Genomic DNA, 18,800 nt, shown 5'->3' on the forward strand with positions numbered 1-18,800 from the left:
TGAAAAGTAAATGAAAAGAGTTGAGCGTATAGACAGGGTAGAGCTGATGCGGACGTTTGTCCGCATTGTGGAGGCGGGTTCCCTTTCTGCGGCGGCACGGCAGCTGGACACCACCCAGGCCACGGTGAGCCGGCGGCTGCAGTCGCTTGAGACAATGCTGGGCGTGCGTCTGATGTTGCGCACCACCCACACGACGCGGCTGACGGATGACGGGGAGCGCTGCTATCAGCATGCCCGTCGGGTAATTGACAGCTGGCTGGCGCTGGAAGATGAGGTGGGGCAGACGGAAGATGAACCTGTAGGCGTGCTGCGGGTGCGGGCACCGCATGCGTTTGGTCAGGATCAGCTCCTGAAACCACTAACCGAATTTCTACAGCGTTATCCGCAGCTTTCTATTGAGTGGATGCTCAACGATCGGTCGGCTGATTTTCTGGGCGACAACCTTGACTGCGCTATTCGGGTGGGAATGGAAGTCGACCCGGCGACCGTGTCCGTGCTGCTGGCCGAAGTGCCGCGCTCGGTGGTGGCTTCTCCGGCATTGCTGGACCGCTTTCCGACGGTTAACGCCCCGGAGGATCTGCAGCAGCTTCCCTGGATTGCCATCAGCTCTTTCTACCAGCGCCATGTGGAGCTTTTTCACGAGGCATCATCCGCCACCGCGCGCGTGATAATTACCCCACGCCTGAGCACCGACAGTCTGTATGTCGCACGCAATACGGCACTCACTGGTCTTGGCGTGGCGGTAGTATCAAGCTGGACGGTACAGGATGATATCCGGGAAGGTCGGCTGGTACATTTGCTGCCAGAGTGGCAGCCGGCGGCGTTACCGGTACATCTGGTTTACCCCTGGTCCCGGTATTATCCTGCGCGCTTGCGGCGATTTCTGGATCTAATGCGGCAGATCATGCCGGAGGTCACCGGGATGAGAAAGCCCGTGCAGCAGCCATAAAAAAGCCGACCCGAAGGTCGGCTTTTTACTTTCTGCGTCGTTATTCGACAGACTGCGGACGCGTCGCTGGTGCAGTCGCCTGATGCGTTGCACTGTGGCCGCCTGCAGCGCCTTTACCGTCAAAGCTGAACGCCGGGCGAACCCAGTCGCTGTGACGCGGTGCTTCAGGCACATACTCTGGTGCCGGAGCGCGCGTCATCGGCGCTGTCGCAACGTGAGCAGGCGCAGGAGCGGCAACAACCTTAACCGGCTCTGGCTCCACTTCAGGCGCTTTCGCTTCTTCAACAACCGGTTCAACCTGAATCTCAACGTCCTGAACGATTTCTTCAGTGGTGGTTTCTACGACGGTTTCAGCGGCTTCTTCCACTGCGGCTACAGGTTCAGCCTCTTCAGCGACTTCCTCAGCCACCACGACATCTTCTTCGGCGATAATCTGCGGTGCGGCATCAACCGGCGCGGCAATCACTTCAGGATGGGTGGTTTCGACGTCCACTGCGTGTGGTTCTGCCGCTTCAACAACCTGAGGTTCAACCACGGTTGCTGCTTCGGTCACAGCATCTTCAACCACGGCTACAGGAGCAATCACCTCTTCGGTCACAGCCTGCTCTTCAACAGCCTGCTCCAGGCGAGCGACCGGATAACGGATCCAGACTTTGCCGGATGCCATTTCTGGTGACGCGCACGCCACGGTCAACGGCATTGGAGACTGAGTCGGATAACGCTCGTCACGGTAGCGACGACGGCGCTGGCCACTCACGCGCAGATGACGCGGAGAACGGCGGGAGCGACGCGGCATACCTGCGTTGTCACGGTTTTCACCGTTTTCATCCTGCTCAACGTTATTGTCCACGACGGCTGGCAGGTCAACTTTTGCAACCTGCGTGCCTGTTGCGGTTTCTGCCGCTTCAGCCGCAACTACGGTAGTTTCTTCTACCGGAGCCGCACCAACGCGCACTTTCTGTGACAGCTGGCGCTGCTTACGACGAGGCATCACCTGAGTACGTTCTTCCTGCTCGCCGTCCTGCTGCTCAGCGGGTTCTTCGCGGTTCAGGTTTTTAACTTCCTGCTGCGCCTGACGCTTCTCGTCGTTACGACGACGGTTGCGTTCGCGGCGTGGCTGCTGCTCGTCGCGCTGTTTGCTCTTCTCGGACTCATCGCCCGCCTGCTGGCGAATTTCACGATCTTCAACATTCTGCTGCTGTTTCTCGCGACGGTTGCGACGGTTGTCTTCGCGCTGCTCACGGCCTTCGTTATTGTCTGAACGGCTGTCACGACGCTCGTTACGGTCGCTGCGGTCGTTACGATCGCGGCGGTTGTTCTGACGCTTGCGACGGTCCTGCTGACGTTCAGGTTTGGCTGCTTTAGGTTCTTCTTTCGGCTGCTCTGGCTGAACTTCTTCACCCGCAAACATCTTCTTCAGCGCGCCGAAGAAGCGGCTCAGCAGACCCGGTTGCGCCGGCTGGGCTTTCACTGCCGCGGCTTCTGGTTTCTGCGCCGCCGGTTTGGCTGCAGGTTTTTCCAGCGCCGCTTCCGGTGGTGCTTCAGGCATAATGAAGGTCGCTAACGCAGGCTGCTCTGGCAGTTTGCGCTCGGCAGGTTCTTCATCGGAAGGCAGCGCCATCTCTTCTTCATGCAGCTTCGGCAGCAGGTAGCTGAGGGTGCTGGTCTCTTCGCCCTTACGGACACGCAGCACGTGATAGTGCGGGGTTTCCATCTGGTCGTTTGGCACGATGATGCAGCGAACGCCGCCCTGACGCGCTTCGATTGCGCTGACCGCTGCACGTTTTTCGTTCAGCAGGTAGGAGGCAATCGGCACAGGCACAATGGCGTGAACCTCTTTGGTGTTCTCTTTCAGCGCTTCTTCTTCAATCAGACGCAGGATAGAGAGAGACAGAGATTCGTTATCACGCACGGTACCGGTGCCGGAGCAGCGCGGGCAGACGTGATGGCTGGACTCACCCAGCGACGGGCTCAGACGCTGGCGGGACATCTCCAGCAGGCCGAAGCGCGAGATGTGGCTAATCTGGATACGCGCGCGATCCTGACGCACCGCTTCACGCAGGCGGTTTTCAACCGCGCGCTGGTGGCGAACAGGGGTCATGTCGATGAAGTCGATAACAATCAGACCGCCCAGGTCGCGCAGGCGGAGCTGGCGGGCGATTTCATCAGCGGCTTCAAGGTTGGTGTTGAAGGCCGTCTCTTCGATGTCCCCGCCGCGGGTTGCACGCGCGGAGTTGATGTCGATAGCGGTCAGCGCTTCGGTGGTATCGATAACGATAGAACCGCCGGACGGCAGGCGCACTTCACGCTGGAAGGCGGACTCGATCTGGGATTCGATCTGATAATGGCTGAACAGCGGGATTTCACCGGTGTACAGTTTAATTTTGCTGGTGAAATCCGGACGACCCAGCGCGGCGATGTGCTGGCGAGCCAGCTCAAGCACTTTCGGGTTATCGATCAGAATCTCACCGATGTCCTGACGCAGGTAATCACGGAAGGCACGCACGATAACGTTGCTTTCCTGGTGGATCAGGAACGGAGCAGGGCGGCTTTCTGCGGCTTTCTGGATAGCTTCCCAGTGCTTCAGACGGAAGCTCAGGTCCCACTGCAGCGCTTCGGCAGATTTGCCCACGCCCGCGGTACGCACGATAAGCCCCATGCCATCCGGCAGCTCAAGGCTTGCCAGCGCTTCTTTCAGCTCGGTACGGTCATCACCTTCGATACGGCGAGAGATGCCCCCCGCGCGCGGGTTGTTTGGCATCAGCACCAGATAGCTCCCCGCCAGGCTGATAAAGGTGGTCAGTGCGGCACCCTTGTTGCCGCGCTCTTCTTTATCAATCTGAACGATAACTTCCTGACCTTCACGCAGAACATCTTTGATGTTTGGGCGGCCATGGGCGTTGTAGTTTGCAGGGAAATATTCGCGGGCGATTTCTTTCAGAGGGAGGAAACCATGACGCTCAGCACCGTAATCGACAAATGCAGCTTCAAGGCTTGGTTCAATGCGGGTGATTTTACCTTTGTAAATGTTCGCTTTTTTCTGTTCGTGTCCAGGACTTTCGATATCCAGATCGTACAGGCGCTGCCCATCCACAAGGGCGACACGCAACTCTTCTTGCTGAGTTGCGTTGATTAACATTCTTTTCATCGTAACTTACTCGTTATTCTTACATTGACGACAAAGCTGCGGGCAAGGTGACGCTTTCCGGGGTATGAACCGATGGCCTCGTGTCTGTTCACGTCGCCAACCTCACGGTTGTCGCTCGCTTAAGAGGCGCAGAGTGTCGGTTGCCTGTATTTCATACGGAAACACAGCGCAATTATCAGGGGAATTGCCTGGGTAGAACTCTCCAGAGAACAATCCTTATACCGGGAAGTACTGCAACCCGCAGCCCGCTAACTGCCTGAAAGATCAATACGTCTTACGCCATTGCTGCGTGGATGATCGGTCAGACAAAATTGGTCATTCCGTCGACATCCTTACAAAACCCGGATTTAACGCGGAAAACAGCCCCATTATTCCACTGCTCGCCGGGTTATAGCAAGATGACTTTTACCAATTATCACCCGGTTACTCACAGTTTCTTCACCTCAAGGTGGTGATTGGTTTAATAACCACCAAATCGATTGCGTGAAACGGGGCGCAGGCCGGATAAAAGTAAATATAAGCATAGAAAAATGAGTGGCGCTAATGGCTGACGATATTTAGAATCGCCAACCATGAAAACAGAGACTCCAGCCGTAAAAATGGTTGCTATCGCGGATGACTACGCGGGGCAACGCATCGATAACTTCTTGCGCACCCAACTGAAGGGCGTGCCAAAGAGTATGATTTACCGCATCCTGCGTAAGGGCGAGGTGCGGGTGAATAAAAAACGCGTGAAGCCTGAGTATAAGCTCGAAGCCGGTGATGAAGTGCGTATTCCACCGGTTCGCGTGGCTGAACGTGAAGAAGAGGTGGTGTCGCCGAAGCTGCAAAAAGTCGCGGCCCTGAGCGATGTCATCCTTTATGAGGACGATCATATTCTGGTGCTGAATAAGCCATCGGGTACCGCGGTCCACGGTGGTAGCGGTCTGAGCTTCGGCGTGATTGAAGGGTTACGTGCGCTGCGTCCGGAAGCCCGTTTCCTCGAACTGGTTCACCGCCTGGACCGTGATACCTCAGGCGTGCTGCTGGTAGCGAAAAAGCGTTCAGCGCTGCGTTCCCTGCACGAGCAGCTGCGTGAAAAGGGCATGCAGAAAGATTATCTGGCGCTGGTGCGAGGTCAGTGGCAGTCCCACGTGAAGGTGGTGCAGGCCCCGCTGCTGAAGAACATTCTGCAAAGCGGCGAGCGCATTGTGCGCGTGAGCCAGGAAGGGAAACCGTCGGAGACGCGCTTTAAGGTTGAAGAGCGCTATGAGTTTGCCACGCTGGTGCGCTGCAGCCCGGTGACGGGGCGTACCCATCAGATTCGCGTGCATACCCAGTTTGCGGGCCATCCGATTGCGTTTGATGACCGCTACGGCGACCGGGAATTTGATAAACAGCTGGCGGGCACGGGCCTGTCGCGTCTGTTCCTGCATGCGGCAGCGTTGAAGTTTACCCATCCTAATACCGGGGAAGTTATCCGTATTGAAGCGCCGCTGGATGAGCAGTTGAAACGCTGCCTGAAGGTTCTGCGCGGCTGATTATGTGCCGGGTGGCGCTGCGCTTACCCGGCCTACGAAACCCGTAGGCCCATGCAAGCGAAGCGCCGCTGGGCATAACTTACACGATCAGCGGATTACACTCTTCTCGCCGTAACATCTGGCACAAGGCAATCAGCGGCAATCCCACCAGTGTGTTCGGATCCCGCCCATCCAGCTTGTCGAACAGCGCAATCCCCAGTCCTTCACTCTTAAAGCTTCCTGCGCAGTTCAGCGGACGTTCCCGGCGCACGTAGTCCATAATCTCCTGCTCGCTAAGATGGCGGAAGTGCACGTCGAACGGCTCGCATTCGGTTTGCAGATGGCCGGAGGCGGAGTTATAGAGCGCCAGGCCCGTGTAAAAGGTCACGATAGTGCCCCGCGCACGCAGAAGTTGCCGGCAGGCGTTCTCCTCCGTATGGGGCTTGCCGGTGATTTCGCCGTCCAGCACGCAAACCTGATCGGAGCCTATAATCAAATGTGCAGGATAACGTGCGGCCAGCGATTGCGCTTTCTCCTTAGCGAGACGCGTTACCAGGTGGCGCGGTGATTCACCCGGCTGCGGCGTCTCATCAACGTCCGGCGCGGCGCATTCAAACGGGATCCCGAGCTTTTCCAGCAGCGTTCGACGGTAGGGAGAAGTGGAAGCAAGGACGAGATTTGGCATATTTTTATCACCAGATATAGCGTATCGATGCCAGCCATTTTAAACTACAGGCCGCAATGTGTGCGAATAATTGGCAAAAGGCAGCTCTGGTTGCCTTTTTCTTTGACTCTATGACGTTACAAAGTTAATATGCGCGCCCTATGCAAAAGGTAAAATTACCCCTGACTCTTGATCCGGTTCGTACGGCTCAAAAACGCCTCGATTACGAAGGTATCTATACTTCCGATCAGGCCGAGCGTATTGCCGAATCTGTAGTCAGTGTGGACAGTGATGTAGAATGCTCCATGTCGTTCGCTATCGACAACCAGCGTCTCGCCGTTTTAACCGGTGATGCAAAGGTAACGGTAACGCTCGAGTGTCAGCGTTGCGGGAAACCGTTTGTACAGCATGTTCACACAACGTATTGTTTCAGTCCGGTTCGTTCTGACGAACAGGCTGAAGCACTCCCGGAAGCGTATGAGCCGATTGAGGTTAACGAATTCGGTGAAATCGATCTTCTGGCTCTGGTTGAAGATGAAATCATCCTCTCCTTGCCAGTCGTTCCGGTGCATGATTCTGAACACTGTGAAGTGTCCGAGGCGGACATGGTCTTTGGGGAACTGCCTGATGAAGCGCAAAAACCAAACCCATTTGCCGTATTAGCCAGCTTAAAGCGTAAGTAATTGAGGAGTAAGGTCCATGGCCGTACAACAGAATAAACCAACCCGTTCCAAACGTGGCATGCGTCGTTCCCATGACGCGCTGACTGCAGTTACCAGCCTGTCTGTAGACAAGACTTCTGGTGAGAAACACCTGCGTCACCACATCACCGCTGACGGTTTCTACCGCGGCCGCAAGGTTATCACTAAGTAATCGCGCGAAAGCGTGATTAGGCTTAGTGAGGATTTCCCCGTGCAAACGGGGAAGTTACCGAACCAGGCTGCGACGATACCTTGACACGTCTAACCCTGGCGTTAGATGTCATGGGGGGAGATTTTGGCCCTTCCGTGACAGTGCCTGCAGCATTGCAGGCACTGAATTCTAATTCGCAACTCACACTTCTTTTAGTCGGCAATCCCGACACAATCACGCCATTACTTGCAAAAGCTGACTTTGAACAACGTTCGCGTCTGCAGATTATTCCTGCGCAGTCAGTTATTGCCAGTGATGCACGCCCCTCACAGGCGATTCGTAATAGCCGTGGCAGCTCTATGCGCATGGCGCTGGAGCTGGTAAAAGAAGGACGAGCGCAGGCTTGCGTCAGCGCCGGCAATACCGGCGCGCTGATGGGGCTGTCGAAATTACTGCTCAAGCCGATTGAGGGCATTGAGCGCCCGGCGCTGGTGACGGTGTTACCGCATCAGCAGAAGGGGAAAACGGTGGTGCTCGATTTGGGCGCTAACGTGGATTGTGATAGTACCATGCTGGCTCAGTTCGCCGTGATGGGGTCGGTGCTGGCAGAAGACGTGGTCGGGATCAACAATCCCCGCGTTGCGTTATTGAATATTGGTGAAGAAGAGACCAAAGGCCTGGACAGCATTCGCGACGCTGCTGAAATGCTCAAACAGGTTCCCTCCATCAACTATATTGGTTATCTCGAAGCCAATGAGTTGCTGACGGGAAAAACGGATGTTCTGGTGTGCGATGGCTTCACCGGAAACGTAACGTTGAAGACCATGGAAGGGGTCGTGCGCATGTTCCTTTCTCTGCTGAAATCTCAGGGAGAAGGCAAAAAAAGCGCCTGGTGGTTGATTTTATTGAAGCGTTGGTTACAAAAGAGCCTGACGCGGCGATTCAGTCACCTCAACCCCGACCAGTATAATGGCGCCTGTCTGTTAGGATTGCGCGGCATCGTGATTAAGAGTCATGGCGCCGCCAATCAGCGAGCATTTTCTGTCGCCATTGAACAGGCAGTGCAGGCGGTGCAGCGACAAGTCCCTCAGCGGATTGCCGCTCGCCTGGAATCTGTATTAGCTAAAAGTGACTGAGCGTACATGTATACGAAGATTTTAGGTACCGGCAGCTACCTGCCAAAACAAGTGCGTACCAACGCCGATCTGGAAAAAATGGTAGATACGTCTGACGAGTGGATTGTCACGCGCACAGGTATCCGTGAACGTCGTATCGCCGCGCCAGACGAAACCGTGTCCACCATGGGTTACGAAGCCGCACAGCGCGCTATCGAAATGGCGGGTATCGATAAAGAAGAGATTGGCTTGATCGTGGTTGCCACGACCTCTGCCACGCATGCTTTCCCAAGCGCGGCGTGTCAGGTGCAGAACATGCTCGGTATTAAAGGCTGCCCGGCGTTTGACGTTGCCGCCGCGTGCGCAGGTTTCACCTACGCGCTGAGCATTGCCGATCAGTATGTTAAATCTGGCTCCGTCAAATATGCGCTGGTTATCGGTGCTGACGTTTTGGCGCGTACCTGCGATCCAACCGATCGCGGAACGATCATTATTTTCGGTGATGGTGCCGGTGCGGTGCTGCTGGGGCAGTCCGAAGAGCCGGGTATCATCTCCACGCATCTGCATGCCGATGGCCGCTACGGCGAGCTGTTAACGCTGCCTAACGCCGATCGCGTTAATCCGGACAGCTCCATCTACCTGACCATGGCGGGTAACGAGGTGTTCAAGGTGGCGGTGACCGAGCTTGCGCACATTGTCGATGAGACGCTGGAAGCAAATAACCTTGAACGCACCGCGCTCGATTGGCTGGTGCCGCATCAGGCGAACCTGCGTATCATCAGCGCCACCGCTAAAAAGCTGGGTATGTCGATGGATAACGTTGTGGTGACGCTGGATCGTCACGGCAACACCTCTGCGGCGTCGGTACCGTGCGCATTTGATGAAGCGGTACGCGACGGACGAATCAAACGGGGCCAGCTGGTCTTGCTTGAAGCCTTCGGTGGCGGGTTCACCTGGGGTTCCGCGCTGGTTCGTTTCTAGTATAAGGAATAAAAAATGACGCAATTTGCTTTTGTGTTCCCGGGCCAGGGTTCTCAAACCGTTGGGATGTTGTCTGAAATGGCAGCAAACTACCCGGTCATTGAAGAGACTTTTCGTGAAGCTTCTGATGCGCTGGGTTATGATCTGTGGGCGCTGACCCAACAGGGTCCGGCCGAAGAGCTGAACAAAACCTGGCAAACTCAGCCAGCGTTGCTGACTGCGTCCGTTGCGCTGTGGCGCGTATGGCAGCAGCAGGGCGGTAAAGCGCCAGCGCTGCTCGCGGGCCATAGCCTGGGTGAATACTCTGCGCTGGTGTGCGCCGGTGTGATTGCGTTTGCTGACGCGGTGCGCCTGGTAGAACTGCGCGGTAAATTCATGCAGGAAGCGGTGCCAGAAGGAACAGGTGGCATGTCTGCCATTATTGGTCTGGATGATGCCGCGATTGCAAAAGCGTGTGAAGAATCTGCTGAAGGGCAGGTGGTTTCTCCGGTTAACTTCAACTCGCCGGGCCAGGTTGTTATTGCTGGTCATAAAGAGGCCGTTGAACGTGCCGGTGCTGCCTGTAAAGCCGCGGGCGCCAAACGCGCACTGCCGCTGCCGGTCAGCGTACCGTCGCACTGCGCACTGATGAAGCCCGCAGCCGAGAAACTGGCGGCTGAGCTGGAAAAAATTACCTTTAACGCACCGACGATTTCCGTTGTGAACAACGTCGATGTGAAATGCGAAACCGCGCCTGAGGCTATCCGTGACGCACTGGTTCGCCAGCTCTATAGCCCGGTACAGTGGACCAAAACCGTTGAGTTTATGGCCTCTCAGGGCGTTGAGCACCTTTATGAAGTCGGTCCTGGTAAAGTCCTCACCGGTCTGACGAAACGTATTGTTGACACCCTGACTGCCTCGGCGATTAACGAGCCGGAAGCGATGTCAGCGGCACTCTCGCAATAAAAGAGGAATACCATGAGTTTTGAAGGAAAAATTGCCCTGGTGACTGGTGCAAGCCGCGGTATCGGGCGTGCAATTGCTGAAACACTGGTCGCGCGCGGCGCGAAGGTGATTGGTACAGCAACCAGCGAGAATGGCGCTCAGGCCATCAGCGAGTATCTGGGTGCGAACGGTAAAGGTCTGGTACTGAATGTGACCGAACCTGCATCTATCGAATCTGTTCTGGAAAATATTCGCGCAGAGTTTGGTGAAGTGGATATTCTGGTCAATAATGCCGGGATCACTCGCGACAACCTGCTGATGCGAATGAAAGATGATGAGTGGAACGATATTATCGAAACCAACCTGTCATCTGTATTCCGTCTGTCAAAAGCGGTAATGCGCGCTATGATGAAAAAGCGTCATGGTCGTATTATCACTGTTGGTTCTGTGGTTGGTACCATGGGAAATGCTGGTCAGGCTAACTACGCTGCGGCGAAAGCAGGTCTGATCGGTTTCAGTAAGTCGCTGGCGCGTGAAGTCGCGTCCCGCGGGATTACTGTAAACGTTGTTGCTCCGGGCTTTATTGAAACGGACATGACGCGTGCGCTGACTGATGATCAGCGTGCGGGTACGCTGGCGGCAGTTCCGGCGGGTCGTCTTGGCGACCCTAAAGAAATCGCCAGTGCGGTTGCATTTTTAGCCTCTGACGAAGCGGGTTACATCACTGGTGAGACCCTCCACGTCAACGGCGGGATGTACATGGTTTAATCACGATCGAAAATATTTGCGTTATTAGGGCAAATGGCCTCAAAATAACGTAAAATCGTGGTAAGACCTGCCGGGATTTAGTTGCAAATTTTTCAACATTTTATACACTACGAAAACCATCGCGAAAGCGAGTTTTGATAGGAAATTTAAGAGTATGAGCACTATCGAAGAACGCGTTAAGAAAATTATCGGCGAACAGCTGGGCGTTAAGCAGGAAGAAGTTGTGAACTCCGCTTCCTTCGTTGAAGACCTGGGCGCAGATTCTCTTGACACCGTTGAGCTGGTAATGGCTCTGGAAGAAGAGTTTGATACTGAGATTCCGGACGAAGAAGCTGAGAAAATCACCACCGTTCAGGCTGCCATTGATTACATCAACGGCCACCAGGCGTAAGTGAACATCTCCAGGCGGTCATTCGACCGCCTGAGTTTTATCTTTTTTAGTCCCACGTATCTCTTTTTTTATCCCTCCCTGGAGGACAAACGTGTCTAAGCGTCGTGTAGTTGTGACCGGACTTGGCATGTTGTCTCCTGTCGGCAATACCGTAGAGTCCACCTGGAAAGCTCTCCTTGCCGGTCAGAGCGGCATCAGCCTAATCGACCATTTCGATACTAGCGCCTATGCAACGAAATTTGCTGGCTTAGTAAAGGATTTTAACTGTGAAGAGATCATCTCGCGCAAAGAACAGCGCAAGATGGATGCCTTCATTCAATATGGAATTGTCGCTGGCGTTCAGGCCATGCAGGATTCTGGCCTTGAGATTACGGAAGAGAACGCAACCCGTATCGGCGCCGCTATCGGCTCCGGGATTGGTGGTCTTGGCCTGATCGAGGAAAACCATACATCGCTGATGAATGGCGGACCGCGTAAGATCAGCCCGTTCTTCGTTCCGTCCACGATTGTTAACATGGTGGCAGGTCACCTGACCATTATGTTCGGCCTGCGTGGGCCAAGCATCTCTATCGCTACCGCGTGTACGTCTGGCGTACATAACATCGGCCAGGCCGCGCGTATCATTGCGTACGGCGATGCAGATGCTATGGTTGCGGGCGGTGCTGAAAAAGCCAGTACCCCACTGGGTGTTGGTGGTTTCGGCGCAGCGCGTGCGCTCTCTACCCGTAACGATAACCCTCAGGCGGCGAGCCGTCCGTGGGATAAAGACCGCGATGGTTTCGTGCTGGGTGACGGCGCAGGTATGCTCGTACTGGAAGAGTACGAACATGCGAAAAAACGTGGCGCGAAAATTTATGCTGAAGTCGTTGGCTTCGGGATGAGCAGCGATGCGTATCACATGACGTCTCCTCCGGAGAACGGCGCGGGTGCTGCGCTGGCGATGGAAAATGCGATCCGTGATGCGGGTATTACCCCTGCACAGATTGGCTACGTTAACGCCCACGGCACTTCTACGCCTGCAGGCGATAAAGCAGAAGCGCAGGCGGTTAAGTCTATCTTCGGCGAGGCTGCCAGCCGCGTAATGGTCAGCTCCACGAAATCCATGACCGGTCACCTGCTGGGTGCGGCGGGTGCAGTAGAGTCAATCTACTCTATCCTTGCGCTGCGCGATCAGGCTGTGCCGCCAACCATCAACCTGGATAACCCGGATGAAGGTTGCGATCTGGACTTCGTTCCGCACGAAGCGCGTCAGGTTAGCGGTATGGAGTACACCCTGTGTAACTCCTTCGGCTTTGGCGGCACGAATGGTTCTCTGATCTTCAAAAAGGTCTGAGCCTGACTGCCCGAAAGCTATAAAAAAAGGTCCGCTTAGCGGGCCTTTTTTATTAGGGAAAATCCCCTTGTCCGGCTTTTAACATCCTGCCAGACTGAGTCTCCACGCATAAGGAGCCACCATGTTTTTAATTAATGGCCTTGAGCAAGAAACGCTGCCGGCAAGCGACAGGGCAATCCAGTTTGGCGATGGCTGTTTCACCACTGCGCGTATTCTTGACGGTGAGGTGAGCCTGCTTGACGCCCATATCCGTCGTTTACAAAAAGCCTGCGAGAAATTGCTGATTCCCTTCATGCAGTGGGACATTCTCGAGCGCGAGATGCGCCGGCTGGCGTCAGGTAATACAAACGGCGTTTTAAAAGTTATTCTTAGCCGCGGCAGCGGCGGGCGAGGGTACAGCGGTTCCGCCTGTCAGCATCCCACGCGTATTCTTTCCGTGTCAGCGTATCCTGCTCACTATGCGCGCTGGCGTGAGGAGGGGGTAACGCTGACGCTGAGCCCGGTACGGCTGGGGCGAAACCCTATGCTCGCCGGAATAAAACATCTTAACCGCCTTGAACAGGTGCTTATTCGTACTCATCTTGAACAGACGGACGCCGATGAGGCGCTAGTCCTTGACAGCGAAGGGTTCATTACGGAATGCTGTGCGGCTAATTTACTCTGGCGGAAGGGCCGTGAGGTCTTCACCCCTTCGCTGGAGCAGGCTGGGGTTAACGGCATCATGCGCCAGTTTTGTTTGCAACAGCTGGCACATGCAGGCTTTCGCGTTGTCGAAGTAAACGCGAAGGAAGAGGCGCTGCTGTCCGCCGATGAAGTTGTGATCTGCAATGCGCTGATGCCTGTTATACCCGTTCGGGCGTATGGTCAACAGCGCTGGTCTTCGCGAGAGCTCTTTACGTTTTTAGCCCCGATATGTGAGCAAATCAAAAAGTCATGAAGAAAATGTTGCGCTTTGTCCTTCTCCTGATCGTTGCGCTGGGTATTGCCGGCGGAGCGGGAGTATGGAAGGTTCGCCAGCTGGCGGACAGTAAAATCCTGATTAAAGACGAGACGATTTTTACCCTGAAAGCCGGTACCGGGCGGATGGCGCTGGGCGAGCAGCTTTACGGGGATAAAATCATCAACCGTCCACGCGTGTTCCAGTGGTTATTGCGTATCGAGCCTGAACTGTCTCACTTCAAGGCTGGTACCTATCGCTTTACGCCCGGCATGACCGTCAGAGAGATGCTGCAGCTGCTGGAAAGCGGTAAAGAGGCACAGTTCCCGCTGCGCTTTGTTGAAGGGATGCGCTTAAGCGATTACCTTAAGCAGCTGCGTGATGCGCCTTACATCAAGCACACGCTCAAAGACGATCGCTATGAGACGGTCGCCGAAGTGCTGAAATTTGAACATCCTGAGTGGGTGGAAGGCTGGTTCTGGCCAGACACCTGGATGTATACGGCGGGCACGACCGATGTGGCGATTCTTAAACGGGCACACAAAAAGATGGTCGAGGCAGTTGATTCCGCCTGGGAAGGGCGCATGGACGGTCTGCCTTATCAAGATCAAAACCAGTTTGTGACAATGGCCTCGATCATTGAGAAAGAGACGGCCGTGGCGGCCGAGCGCGACCGGGTCGCGTCGGTATTTATCAACCGTCTGCGCATCGGCATGCGTCTGCAAACCGACCCGACCGTTATCTACGGCATGGGCGAGAGCTATGCCGGTAAGATCTCCAGAAAAGATCTGGAGACGCCAACGGCGTATAATACCTACGTGATTAACGGCTTGCCGCCGGGCCCGATAGCCACGCCGAGCGAGGCTTCGCTCAAAGCCGCCGCGCACCCGGCCAAAACACCGTACCTCTATTTTGTGGCTGATGGAAAAGGGGGGCATACCTTTAACACCAACCTTGCCAGCCATAATCACTCTGTTCAGGACTATCTGAAGGCACTTAAGGAAAAAAATGCGCAGTAAATACATTGTCATTGAGGGACTCGAAGGGGCGGGTAAAACCACCGCCCGTAACGTGGTAGTGGATACGCTGAAATCGCTTGGCGTCGCTGACATGGTCTTTACCCGCGAGCCGGGCGGTACTCAGCTGGCGGAGAAACTGCGCAGTCTGGTGCTGGATATTAAATCCGTTGGCGACGAGGTTATTACTGACAAAGCCGAAGTGCTGATGTTCTATGCGGCGCGCGTCCAGCTGGTTGAGACCGTGATTAAACCTGCGCTGGCCGACGGCAAGTGGGTGATCGGTGACCGTCACGATCTGTCGACTCAGGCCTATCAGGGCGGCGGACGCGGTATTGACCAGACGATGCTGGCAACCCTTCGCGATGCCGTACTGGGGGATTTTCGCCCGGACCTGACCCTCTACCTGGATGTGACCCCGGAAGTGGGCCTCAGGCGCGCCCGCGCGCGCGGCGAACTGGACCGCATTGAGCAAGAGTCTTTCGATTTCTTTAACCGCACGCGCGCGCGCTATCTTGAGCTGGCCGCGCGGGACAGCGCAATTCGTACCATTGACGCCACGCAATCTCTGGACGACGTCACGCGCGATATTCAACAGACCGTTACGCAGTGGCTACAGGAGCAGCAGGCATGAAATGGTATCCATGGTTGCGCCCGCACTTTGAACAGCTGATCGCCAGCTATCAGGCCGGTCGGGGGCATCATGCGTTACTGATTCAGGCGTTGCCGGGAATGGGGGATGATGCGTTGATCTACGCCATCACTCGTTTTCTGATGTGCCAGCAGCCGGAAGGGCATAAAAGCTGCGGTAAATGCCGCGGCTGCCAGCTGATGCAGGCTGGCACGCATCCTGACTATTACACGCTTGAGCCTGAGAAGGGCAAAAGCGCGCTTGGCATTGATGCCGTGCGTGAAGTCAGCGAGAAACTGTACGAACATGCGCGTCTGGGCGGGGCAAAAGTGGTCTGGCTCAACGACGCTGCGTTGCTTACCGAGGCGGCGGCGAACGCGCTGCTTAAAACCCTGGAAGAGCCGCCGGAAAAGACGTGGTTTTTCCTTTCCTGCCGGGACCCGGGACGTTTACTGGCGACGCTGCGCAGCCGTTGTCGTCTCCATCATCTGGTGGTGCCTCAGGAATCGTGGGCGTTAAGCTGGCTTGAGCGAGAGGTGACAACGTCACAGGAGAGTGCGTTGTCTGCGCTGCGCCTCAGCAGCGGCGCCCCCGCGGCGGCGCTGGCATTACTACAGCCTGATGTCTGGTCGCAGCGAGAAGCGCTTTGCCGGGCCGTTGAGGCTTCACTTAACAACCAGGACTGGCTGAGTTTACTGCCTGCGCTGAATAGCGATCGGGCCGTCGAGCGTCTGCACTGGCTGGCCTCCTTATTGCTCGATGCGCTAAAAATCCAGCAAGGGGCTACGCTGCTGACTAACCCGGACGCGTGGCCCCTGGTGAACATGCTGGCAAGCCGCCTTACAGGCGCGTCTCTGCACGCTATCCTTCATGATGTTTGCGAGAGCCGCGAACAGCTTTTAACCGTGACGGGTCTTAATCGCGAGCTTTTGCTGACCGACCAGTTACTGCTTATTGAACACTACCTGCAACCGGGCGTTACGCCGCCTGTTTCCCATCTCTGAGAGAGACATTATGTTTTTAGTCGACTCACACTGCCATCTTGATGGCCTGGATTATCAATCCCTGCACAACGACGTGGATGACGTGCTGGCAAAAGCCGCTGCCCGCGATGTGAAATTTTGTCTTGCGGTGGCGACGACGCTGCCAGGGTATCGCTCAATGCGTGAGCTGGTGGGCGTTCGCGATAACGTGGTGTTCTCCTGCGGCGTTCATCCGCTGAACCAGGATGAAGAGTATGACGTAGAAGAGCTGCGCCGACTGGCAGCAGAAGCGGACGTAGTGGCGATGGGTGAAACCGGGCTGGACTATTTTTATACGCCGGAAACGAAAGCGCGCCAGCAGGCGTCTTTCCGCAACCATATCCGCATCGGCCGCGAACTGAATAAACCTGTCATCGTACATACGCGCGATGCGCGCGCCGATACGCTGGCGATCCTCCGGGAAGAAAACGTGACGGATTGCGGTGGCGTACTACACTGTTTCACAGAAGACAGAGAAACGGCGGGTAAACTGCTTGATTTGGGGTTTTATATTTCGTTTTCCGGGATCGTGACGTTCCGTAACGCTGAGCAGCTCCGTGATGCTGCGCGCTACGTCCCGCTCGATCGCATTCTGGTGGAAACAGACTCTCCGTATCTGGCGCCGGTACCACATCGCGGTAAAGAGAACCAGCCGGCCATGACGCGAGACGTCGCAGAGTACATGGCCGTGCTTAAAGGCGTCAGTATCGAAGAGCTGGCCCGCGTCACGACGCAAAACTTCTCTACGCTGTTCCATATCGACCCCGCCCGCCTGCAATCCGTCTGATAAGCCTGTTTTTTTTAGGCTCGTAATTAATAAATAAAACGAGTAAAGTTCACCGCCTCATTTGGGGCGGTGACGGTGTTCTTAGAAACATCCAGACATGCTTTTTGTAAATTACTGAAAGTTTTTCGACCGTCTTAAGCTGAAACGTGATAGCCGTCAAACAAACTCAGAGGGAATTATTTTACTCTGTGTAATAAATAAAGGGCGCTTAGATGTCCTGTCCACGGCACGGTACTCCCCCCGGGCCAATGCGTGAAAGCGTAAAAAAAGCACAAATACTCAGGAGCACTCTCAATTATGTTTAAGAATGCATTTGCTAACCTGCAAAAGGTCGGTAAATCGCTGATGCTGCCAGTATCCGTACTGCCTATCGCAGGTATCCTGCTGGGTGTCGGTTCTGCTAACTTCAGCTGGCTGCCAGCCGTAGTTTCCCATGTGATGGCTGAAGCAGGCGGTTCCGTCTTTGCTAACATGCCTCTGATCTTCGCTATCGGTGTGGCGCTGGGCTTCACCAATAACGACGGCGTTTCTGCGCTGGCTGCAGTGGTTGCTTACGGCATCATGGTGAAAACCATGGCTGTGGTTGCGCCGCTGGTTCTGCATTTACCGGCAGAAGAGATTGCCGCGAAACACCTGGCAGATACCGGTGTTCTGGGCGGTATCATCTCCGGTGCGATTGCAGCGTATATGTTCAACCGCTTCTATCGCATCAAGCTGCCTGAGTATCTGGGCTTCTTCGCGGGCAAGCGTTTCGTTCCGATCATCTCTGGTCTGGCAGCGATTTTCACTGGCGTGATCCTGTCCTTCATCTGGCCACCGATCGGTTCCGCTATCCAGACCTTCTCTCAGTGGGCTGCTTACCAGAACCCGGTTGTGGCGTTTGGTATCTACGGCTTCATCGAGCGTTGCCTGGTGCCATTCGGTCTGCACCACATCTGGAACGTTCCATTCCAGATGCAGATTGGTGAATTCACCAACGCAGCAGGTCAGGTGTTCCACGGCGATATCCCACGTTACATGGCGGGTGACCCAACTGCAGGTAAACTGTCTGGTGGCTTCCTGTTCAAAATGTACGGCCTGCCGGCTGCTGCGATTGCAATCTGGCACTCTGCTAAGCCAGAAAACCGTGCAAAAGTGGGCGGTATCATGATCTCCGCAGCGCTGACCTCGTTCCTGACCGGTATCACCGAGCCGATCGAGTTCTCCTTCATGTTCGTTGCGCCAATCCTGTACATCATCCACGCTGTACTGGCTGGCCTGGCGTTCCCAATCTGTATCCTGCTGGGTATGCGTGACGGTACGTCCTTCTCTCACGGCCTGATCGACTTTATCGTTCTGTCCGGTAACAGCAGCAAGCTGTGGCTGTTCCCAATCGTGGGTGCGTGCTACGCCGTTGTTTACTACACCATCTTCCGCGTGTTGATCAAAGCACTGGACCTGAAAACTCCGGGTCGTGAAGATGCAACTGAAGACAGCAAAGCAGGCGCGACCAGCGAAATGGCTCCGGCACTGGTTGCTGCGTTCGGCGGTAAAGAGAACATCACTAACCTGGACGCGTGCATCACTCGTCTGCGTGTGAGCGTTGCCGACGTTGCGAAAGTGGACCAGCCGGGTCTGAAAAAACTGGGTGCAGCGGGCGTGGTTGTTGCAGGTTCGGGCGTTCAGGCTATCTTCGGTACTAAATCCGATAACCTGAAAACCGAAATGGATGAGTACATCCGCAACAGCTAAGCTGTGACCTGGGGAGACTAAGGCAGCCGAATGGCTGCCTTTTTTATTGCTG

General features: G+C 55.3%; 18 protein-coding genes. 16 read left to right on the plus strand and 2 right to left on the minus strand.

All coding sequences use genetic code 11. The features are described from left to right. Positions 1–10 precede the first annotated feature (10 nt). Positions 11–949 carry a LysR family transcriptional regulator gene (locus tag IM294_RS13315; RefSeq protein ID WP_126817577.1) on the plus strand — a complete coding sequence of 313 codons (939 nt, stop codon included), beginning with the start codon at positions 11–13 and terminating at the stop codon, positions 947–949. 40 nt (positions 950–989) lie between these two features. Here IM294_RS13315 and rne read toward each other — a convergent pair whose 3' ends face one another. Beyond that, positions 990–4,097 (minus strand): ribonuclease E, encoded by a 3,108-nt coding sequence (gene rne / locus IM294_RS13320; RefSeq protein WP_126817575.1) that lies wholly within the window; start codon positions 4,095–4,097, stop codon positions 990–992. Between the two features lie 572 nt (positions 4,098–4,669). Here rne and rluC point away from each other — a divergent pair. Beyond that, on the plus strand, positions 4,670–5,617 hold the full coding sequence (gene rluC, locus IM294_RS13325; RefSeq protein WP_028012713.1) for a 23S rRNA pseudouridine(955/2504/2580) synthase RluC: 948 nt from the start codon (positions 4,670–4,672) through the stop codon (positions 5,615–5,617). A 79-nt stretch (positions 5,618–5,696) separates the two neighbouring features. Here rluC and IM294_RS13330 read toward each other — a convergent pair whose 3' ends face one another. Then, entirely contained in the window at positions 5,697–6,281 is a 585-nt protein-coding gene (locus IM294_RS13330; protein WP_126817573.1) for a nucleoside triphosphate pyrophosphatase, read from the minus strand. Positions 6,282–6,421: 140 nt separating this feature from the next. Here IM294_RS13330 and yceD point away from each other — a divergent pair, with 140 nt between their 5' ends. The 14 genes from yceD to ptsG all read left to right on the plus strand — a co-directional run bounded on the left by yceD (position 6,422) and on the right by ptsG (position 18,748). Beyond that, positions 6,422–6,943 carry a 23S rRNA accumulation protein YceD gene (yceD, locus tag IM294_RS13335; protein WP_021240759.1) on the plus strand — a complete coding sequence of 174 codons (522 nt, stop codon included), beginning with the start codon at positions 6,422–6,424 and terminating at the stop codon, positions 6,941–6,943. 16 nt (positions 6,944–6,959) lie between these two features. Further along, on the plus strand, positions 6,960–7,133 hold the full coding sequence (gene rpmF / locus IM294_RS13340; protein ID WP_003857964.1) for a 50S ribosomal protein L32: 174 nt from the start codon (positions 6,960–6,962) through the stop codon (positions 7,131–7,133). Positions 7,134–7,213: 80 nt separating this feature from the next. Then, a complete protein-coding gene (gene plsX, locus IM294_RS13345) occupies positions 7,214–8,248 on the plus strand; it encodes a phosphate acyltransferase PlsX (RefSeq protein ID WP_028012715.1) in 1,035 nt (344 codons plus the stop codon). 6 nt (positions 8,249–8,254) lie between these two features. Beyond that, the gene (locus IM294_RS13350; protein ID WP_041910515.1) at positions 8,255–9,208 is read left to right on the plus strand and encodes a beta-ketoacyl-ACP synthase III; all 954 of its coding nucleotides are present in this window, start codon (positions 8,255–8,257) and stop codon (positions 9,206–9,208) included. Between the two features lie 15 nt (positions 9,209–9,223). After that, entirely contained in the window at positions 9,224–10,153 is a 930-nt protein-coding gene (gene fabD / locus IM294_RS13355) for an ACP S-malonyltransferase (RefSeq protein ID WP_028012717.1), read from the plus strand. A 12-nt stretch (positions 10,154–10,165) separates the two neighbouring features. Further along, positions 10,166–10,900, plus strand: coding sequence for a 3-oxoacyl-ACP reductase FabG (gene fabG, locus IM294_RS13360; RefSeq protein WP_010429699.1), 735 nt, complete (start codon positions 10,166–10,168; stop codon positions 10,898–10,900). Between the two features lie 154 nt (positions 10,901–11,054). Continuing rightward, complete coding sequence (acpP, locus tag IM294_RS13365) at positions 11,055–11,291, plus strand: acyl carrier protein (protein ID WP_003857954.1); 237 nt, start codon at positions 11,055–11,057, stop codon at positions 11,289–11,291. Positions 11,292–11,382: 91 nt separating this feature from the next. Then, positions 11,383–12,624, plus strand: a complete 1,242-nt coding sequence (fabF, locus tag IM294_RS13370; protein WP_045630098.1) for a beta-ketoacyl-ACP synthase II — start codon at positions 11,383–11,385, stop codon at positions 12,622–12,624. 121 nt (positions 12,625–12,745) lie between these two features. Continuing rightward, positions 12,746–13,561: an aminodeoxychorismate lyase gene (gene pabC, locus IM294_RS13375; protein ID WP_048956769.1), complete on the plus strand. Its 816-nt coding sequence runs from the start codon at positions 12,746–12,748 to the stop codon at positions 13,559–13,561. Then, complete coding sequence (yceG, locus tag IM294_RS13380) at positions 13,558–14,580, plus strand: cell division protein YceG (protein ID WP_126817571.1); 1,023 nt, start codon at positions 13,558–13,560, stop codon at positions 14,578–14,580. The genes pabC and yceG overlap by 4 nt, the downstream gene beginning before the upstream one ends. Then, the gene (gene tmk, locus IM294_RS13385) at positions 14,570–15,211 is read left to right on the plus strand and encodes a dTMP kinase (protein WP_100170473.1); all 642 of its coding nucleotides are present in this window, start codon (positions 14,570–14,572) and stop codon (positions 15,209–15,211) included. Before yceG ends, tmk begins: the two co-directional genes overlap by 11 nt. Beyond that, positions 15,208–16,212 carry a DNA polymerase III subunit delta' gene (gene holB / locus IM294_RS13390; RefSeq protein ID WP_126817569.1) on the plus strand — a complete coding sequence of 335 codons (1,005 nt, stop codon included), beginning with the start codon at positions 15,208–15,210 and terminating at the stop codon, positions 16,210–16,212. Before tmk ends, holB begins: the two co-directional genes overlap by 4 nt. A 10-nt stretch (positions 16,213–16,222) precedes the next feature. Beyond that, positions 16,223–17,017: a metal-dependent hydrolase gene (locus IM294_RS13395; RefSeq protein WP_126817567.1), complete on the plus strand. Its 795-nt coding sequence runs from the start codon at positions 16,223–16,225 to the stop codon at positions 17,015–17,017. Between the two features lie 297 nt (positions 17,018–17,314). Next, the gene (gene ptsG, locus IM294_RS13400; protein ID WP_028012724.1) at positions 17,315–18,748 is read left to right on the plus strand and encodes a PTS glucose transporter subunit IIBC; all 1,434 of its coding nucleotides are present in this window, start codon (positions 17,315–17,317) and stop codon (positions 18,746–18,748) included. The last annotated feature ends 52 nt before the right edge of the window (positions 18,749–18,800 follow it).

Origin of the sequence: Enterobacter cloacae complex sp. P43RS (genome assembly GCF_014930585.1) — a bacterium.
In the GTDB taxonomy this organism is placed as follows: domain Bacteria; phylum Pseudomonadota; class Gammaproteobacteria; order Enterobacterales; family Enterobacteriaceae; genus Enterobacter; species Enterobacter bugandensis.

Coding starts and splice junctions, on each gene's coding strand:
- IM294_RS13315 (WP_126817577.1), top strand. CDS start 11: ATGAAAAGAGTTGAGCGTATAGACAGGGTAGAGCTGATGCGGACGTTT.
- yceG (WP_126817571.1), top strand. CDS start 13,558: ATGAAGAAAATGTTGCGCTTTGTCCTTCTCCTGATCGTTGCGCTGGGT.
- rne (WP_126817575.1), bottom strand. CDS start 4,097: ATGAAAAGAATGTTAATCAACGCAACTCAGCAAGAAGAGTTGCGTGTC.
- yceD (WP_021240759.1), top strand. CDS start 6,422: ATGCAAAAGGTAAAATTACCCCTGACTCTTGATCCGGTTCGTACGGCT.
- IM294_RS13395 (WP_126817567.1), top strand. CDS start 16,223: ATGTTTTTAGTCGACTCACACTGCCATCTTGATGGCCTGGATTATCAA.
- acpP (WP_003857954.1), top strand. CDS start 11,055: ATGAGCACTATCGAAGAACGCGTTAAGAAAATTATCGGCGAACAGCTG.
- holB (WP_126817569.1), top strand. CDS start 15,208: ATGAAATGGTATCCATGGTTGCGCCCGCACTTTGAACAGCTGATCGCC.
- pabC (WP_048956769.1), top strand. CDS start 12,746: ATGTTTTTAATTAATGGCCTTGAGCAAGAAACGCTGCCGGCAAGCGAC.
- fabD (WP_028012717.1), top strand. CDS start 9,224: ATGACGCAATTTGCTTTTGTGTTCCCGGGCCAGGGTTCTCAAACCGTT.
- IM294_RS13330 (WP_126817573.1), bottom strand. CDS start 6,281: ATGCCAAATCTCGTCCTTGCTTCCACTTCTCCCTACCGTCGAACGCTG.
- fabG (WP_010429699.1), top strand. CDS start 10,166: ATGAGTTTTGAAGGAAAAATTGCCCTGGTGACTGGTGCAAGCCGCGGT.
- IM294_RS13350 (WP_041910515.1), top strand. CDS start 8,255: ATGTATACGAAGATTTTAGGTACCGGCAGCTACCTGCCAAAACAAGTG.
- rpmF (WP_003857964.1), top strand. CDS start 6,960: ATGGCCGTACAACAGAATAAACCAACCCGTTCCAAACGTGGCATGCGT.
- ptsG (WP_028012724.1), top strand. CDS start 17,315: ATGTTTAAGAATGCATTTGCTAACCTGCAAAAGGTCGGTAAATCGCTG.
- rluC (WP_028012713.1), top strand. CDS start 4,670: ATGAAAACAGAGACTCCAGCCGTAAAAATGGTTGCTATCGCGGATGAC.
- tmk (WP_100170473.1), top strand. CDS start 14,570: ATGCGCAGTAAATACATTGTCATTGAGGGACTCGAAGGGGCGGGTAAA.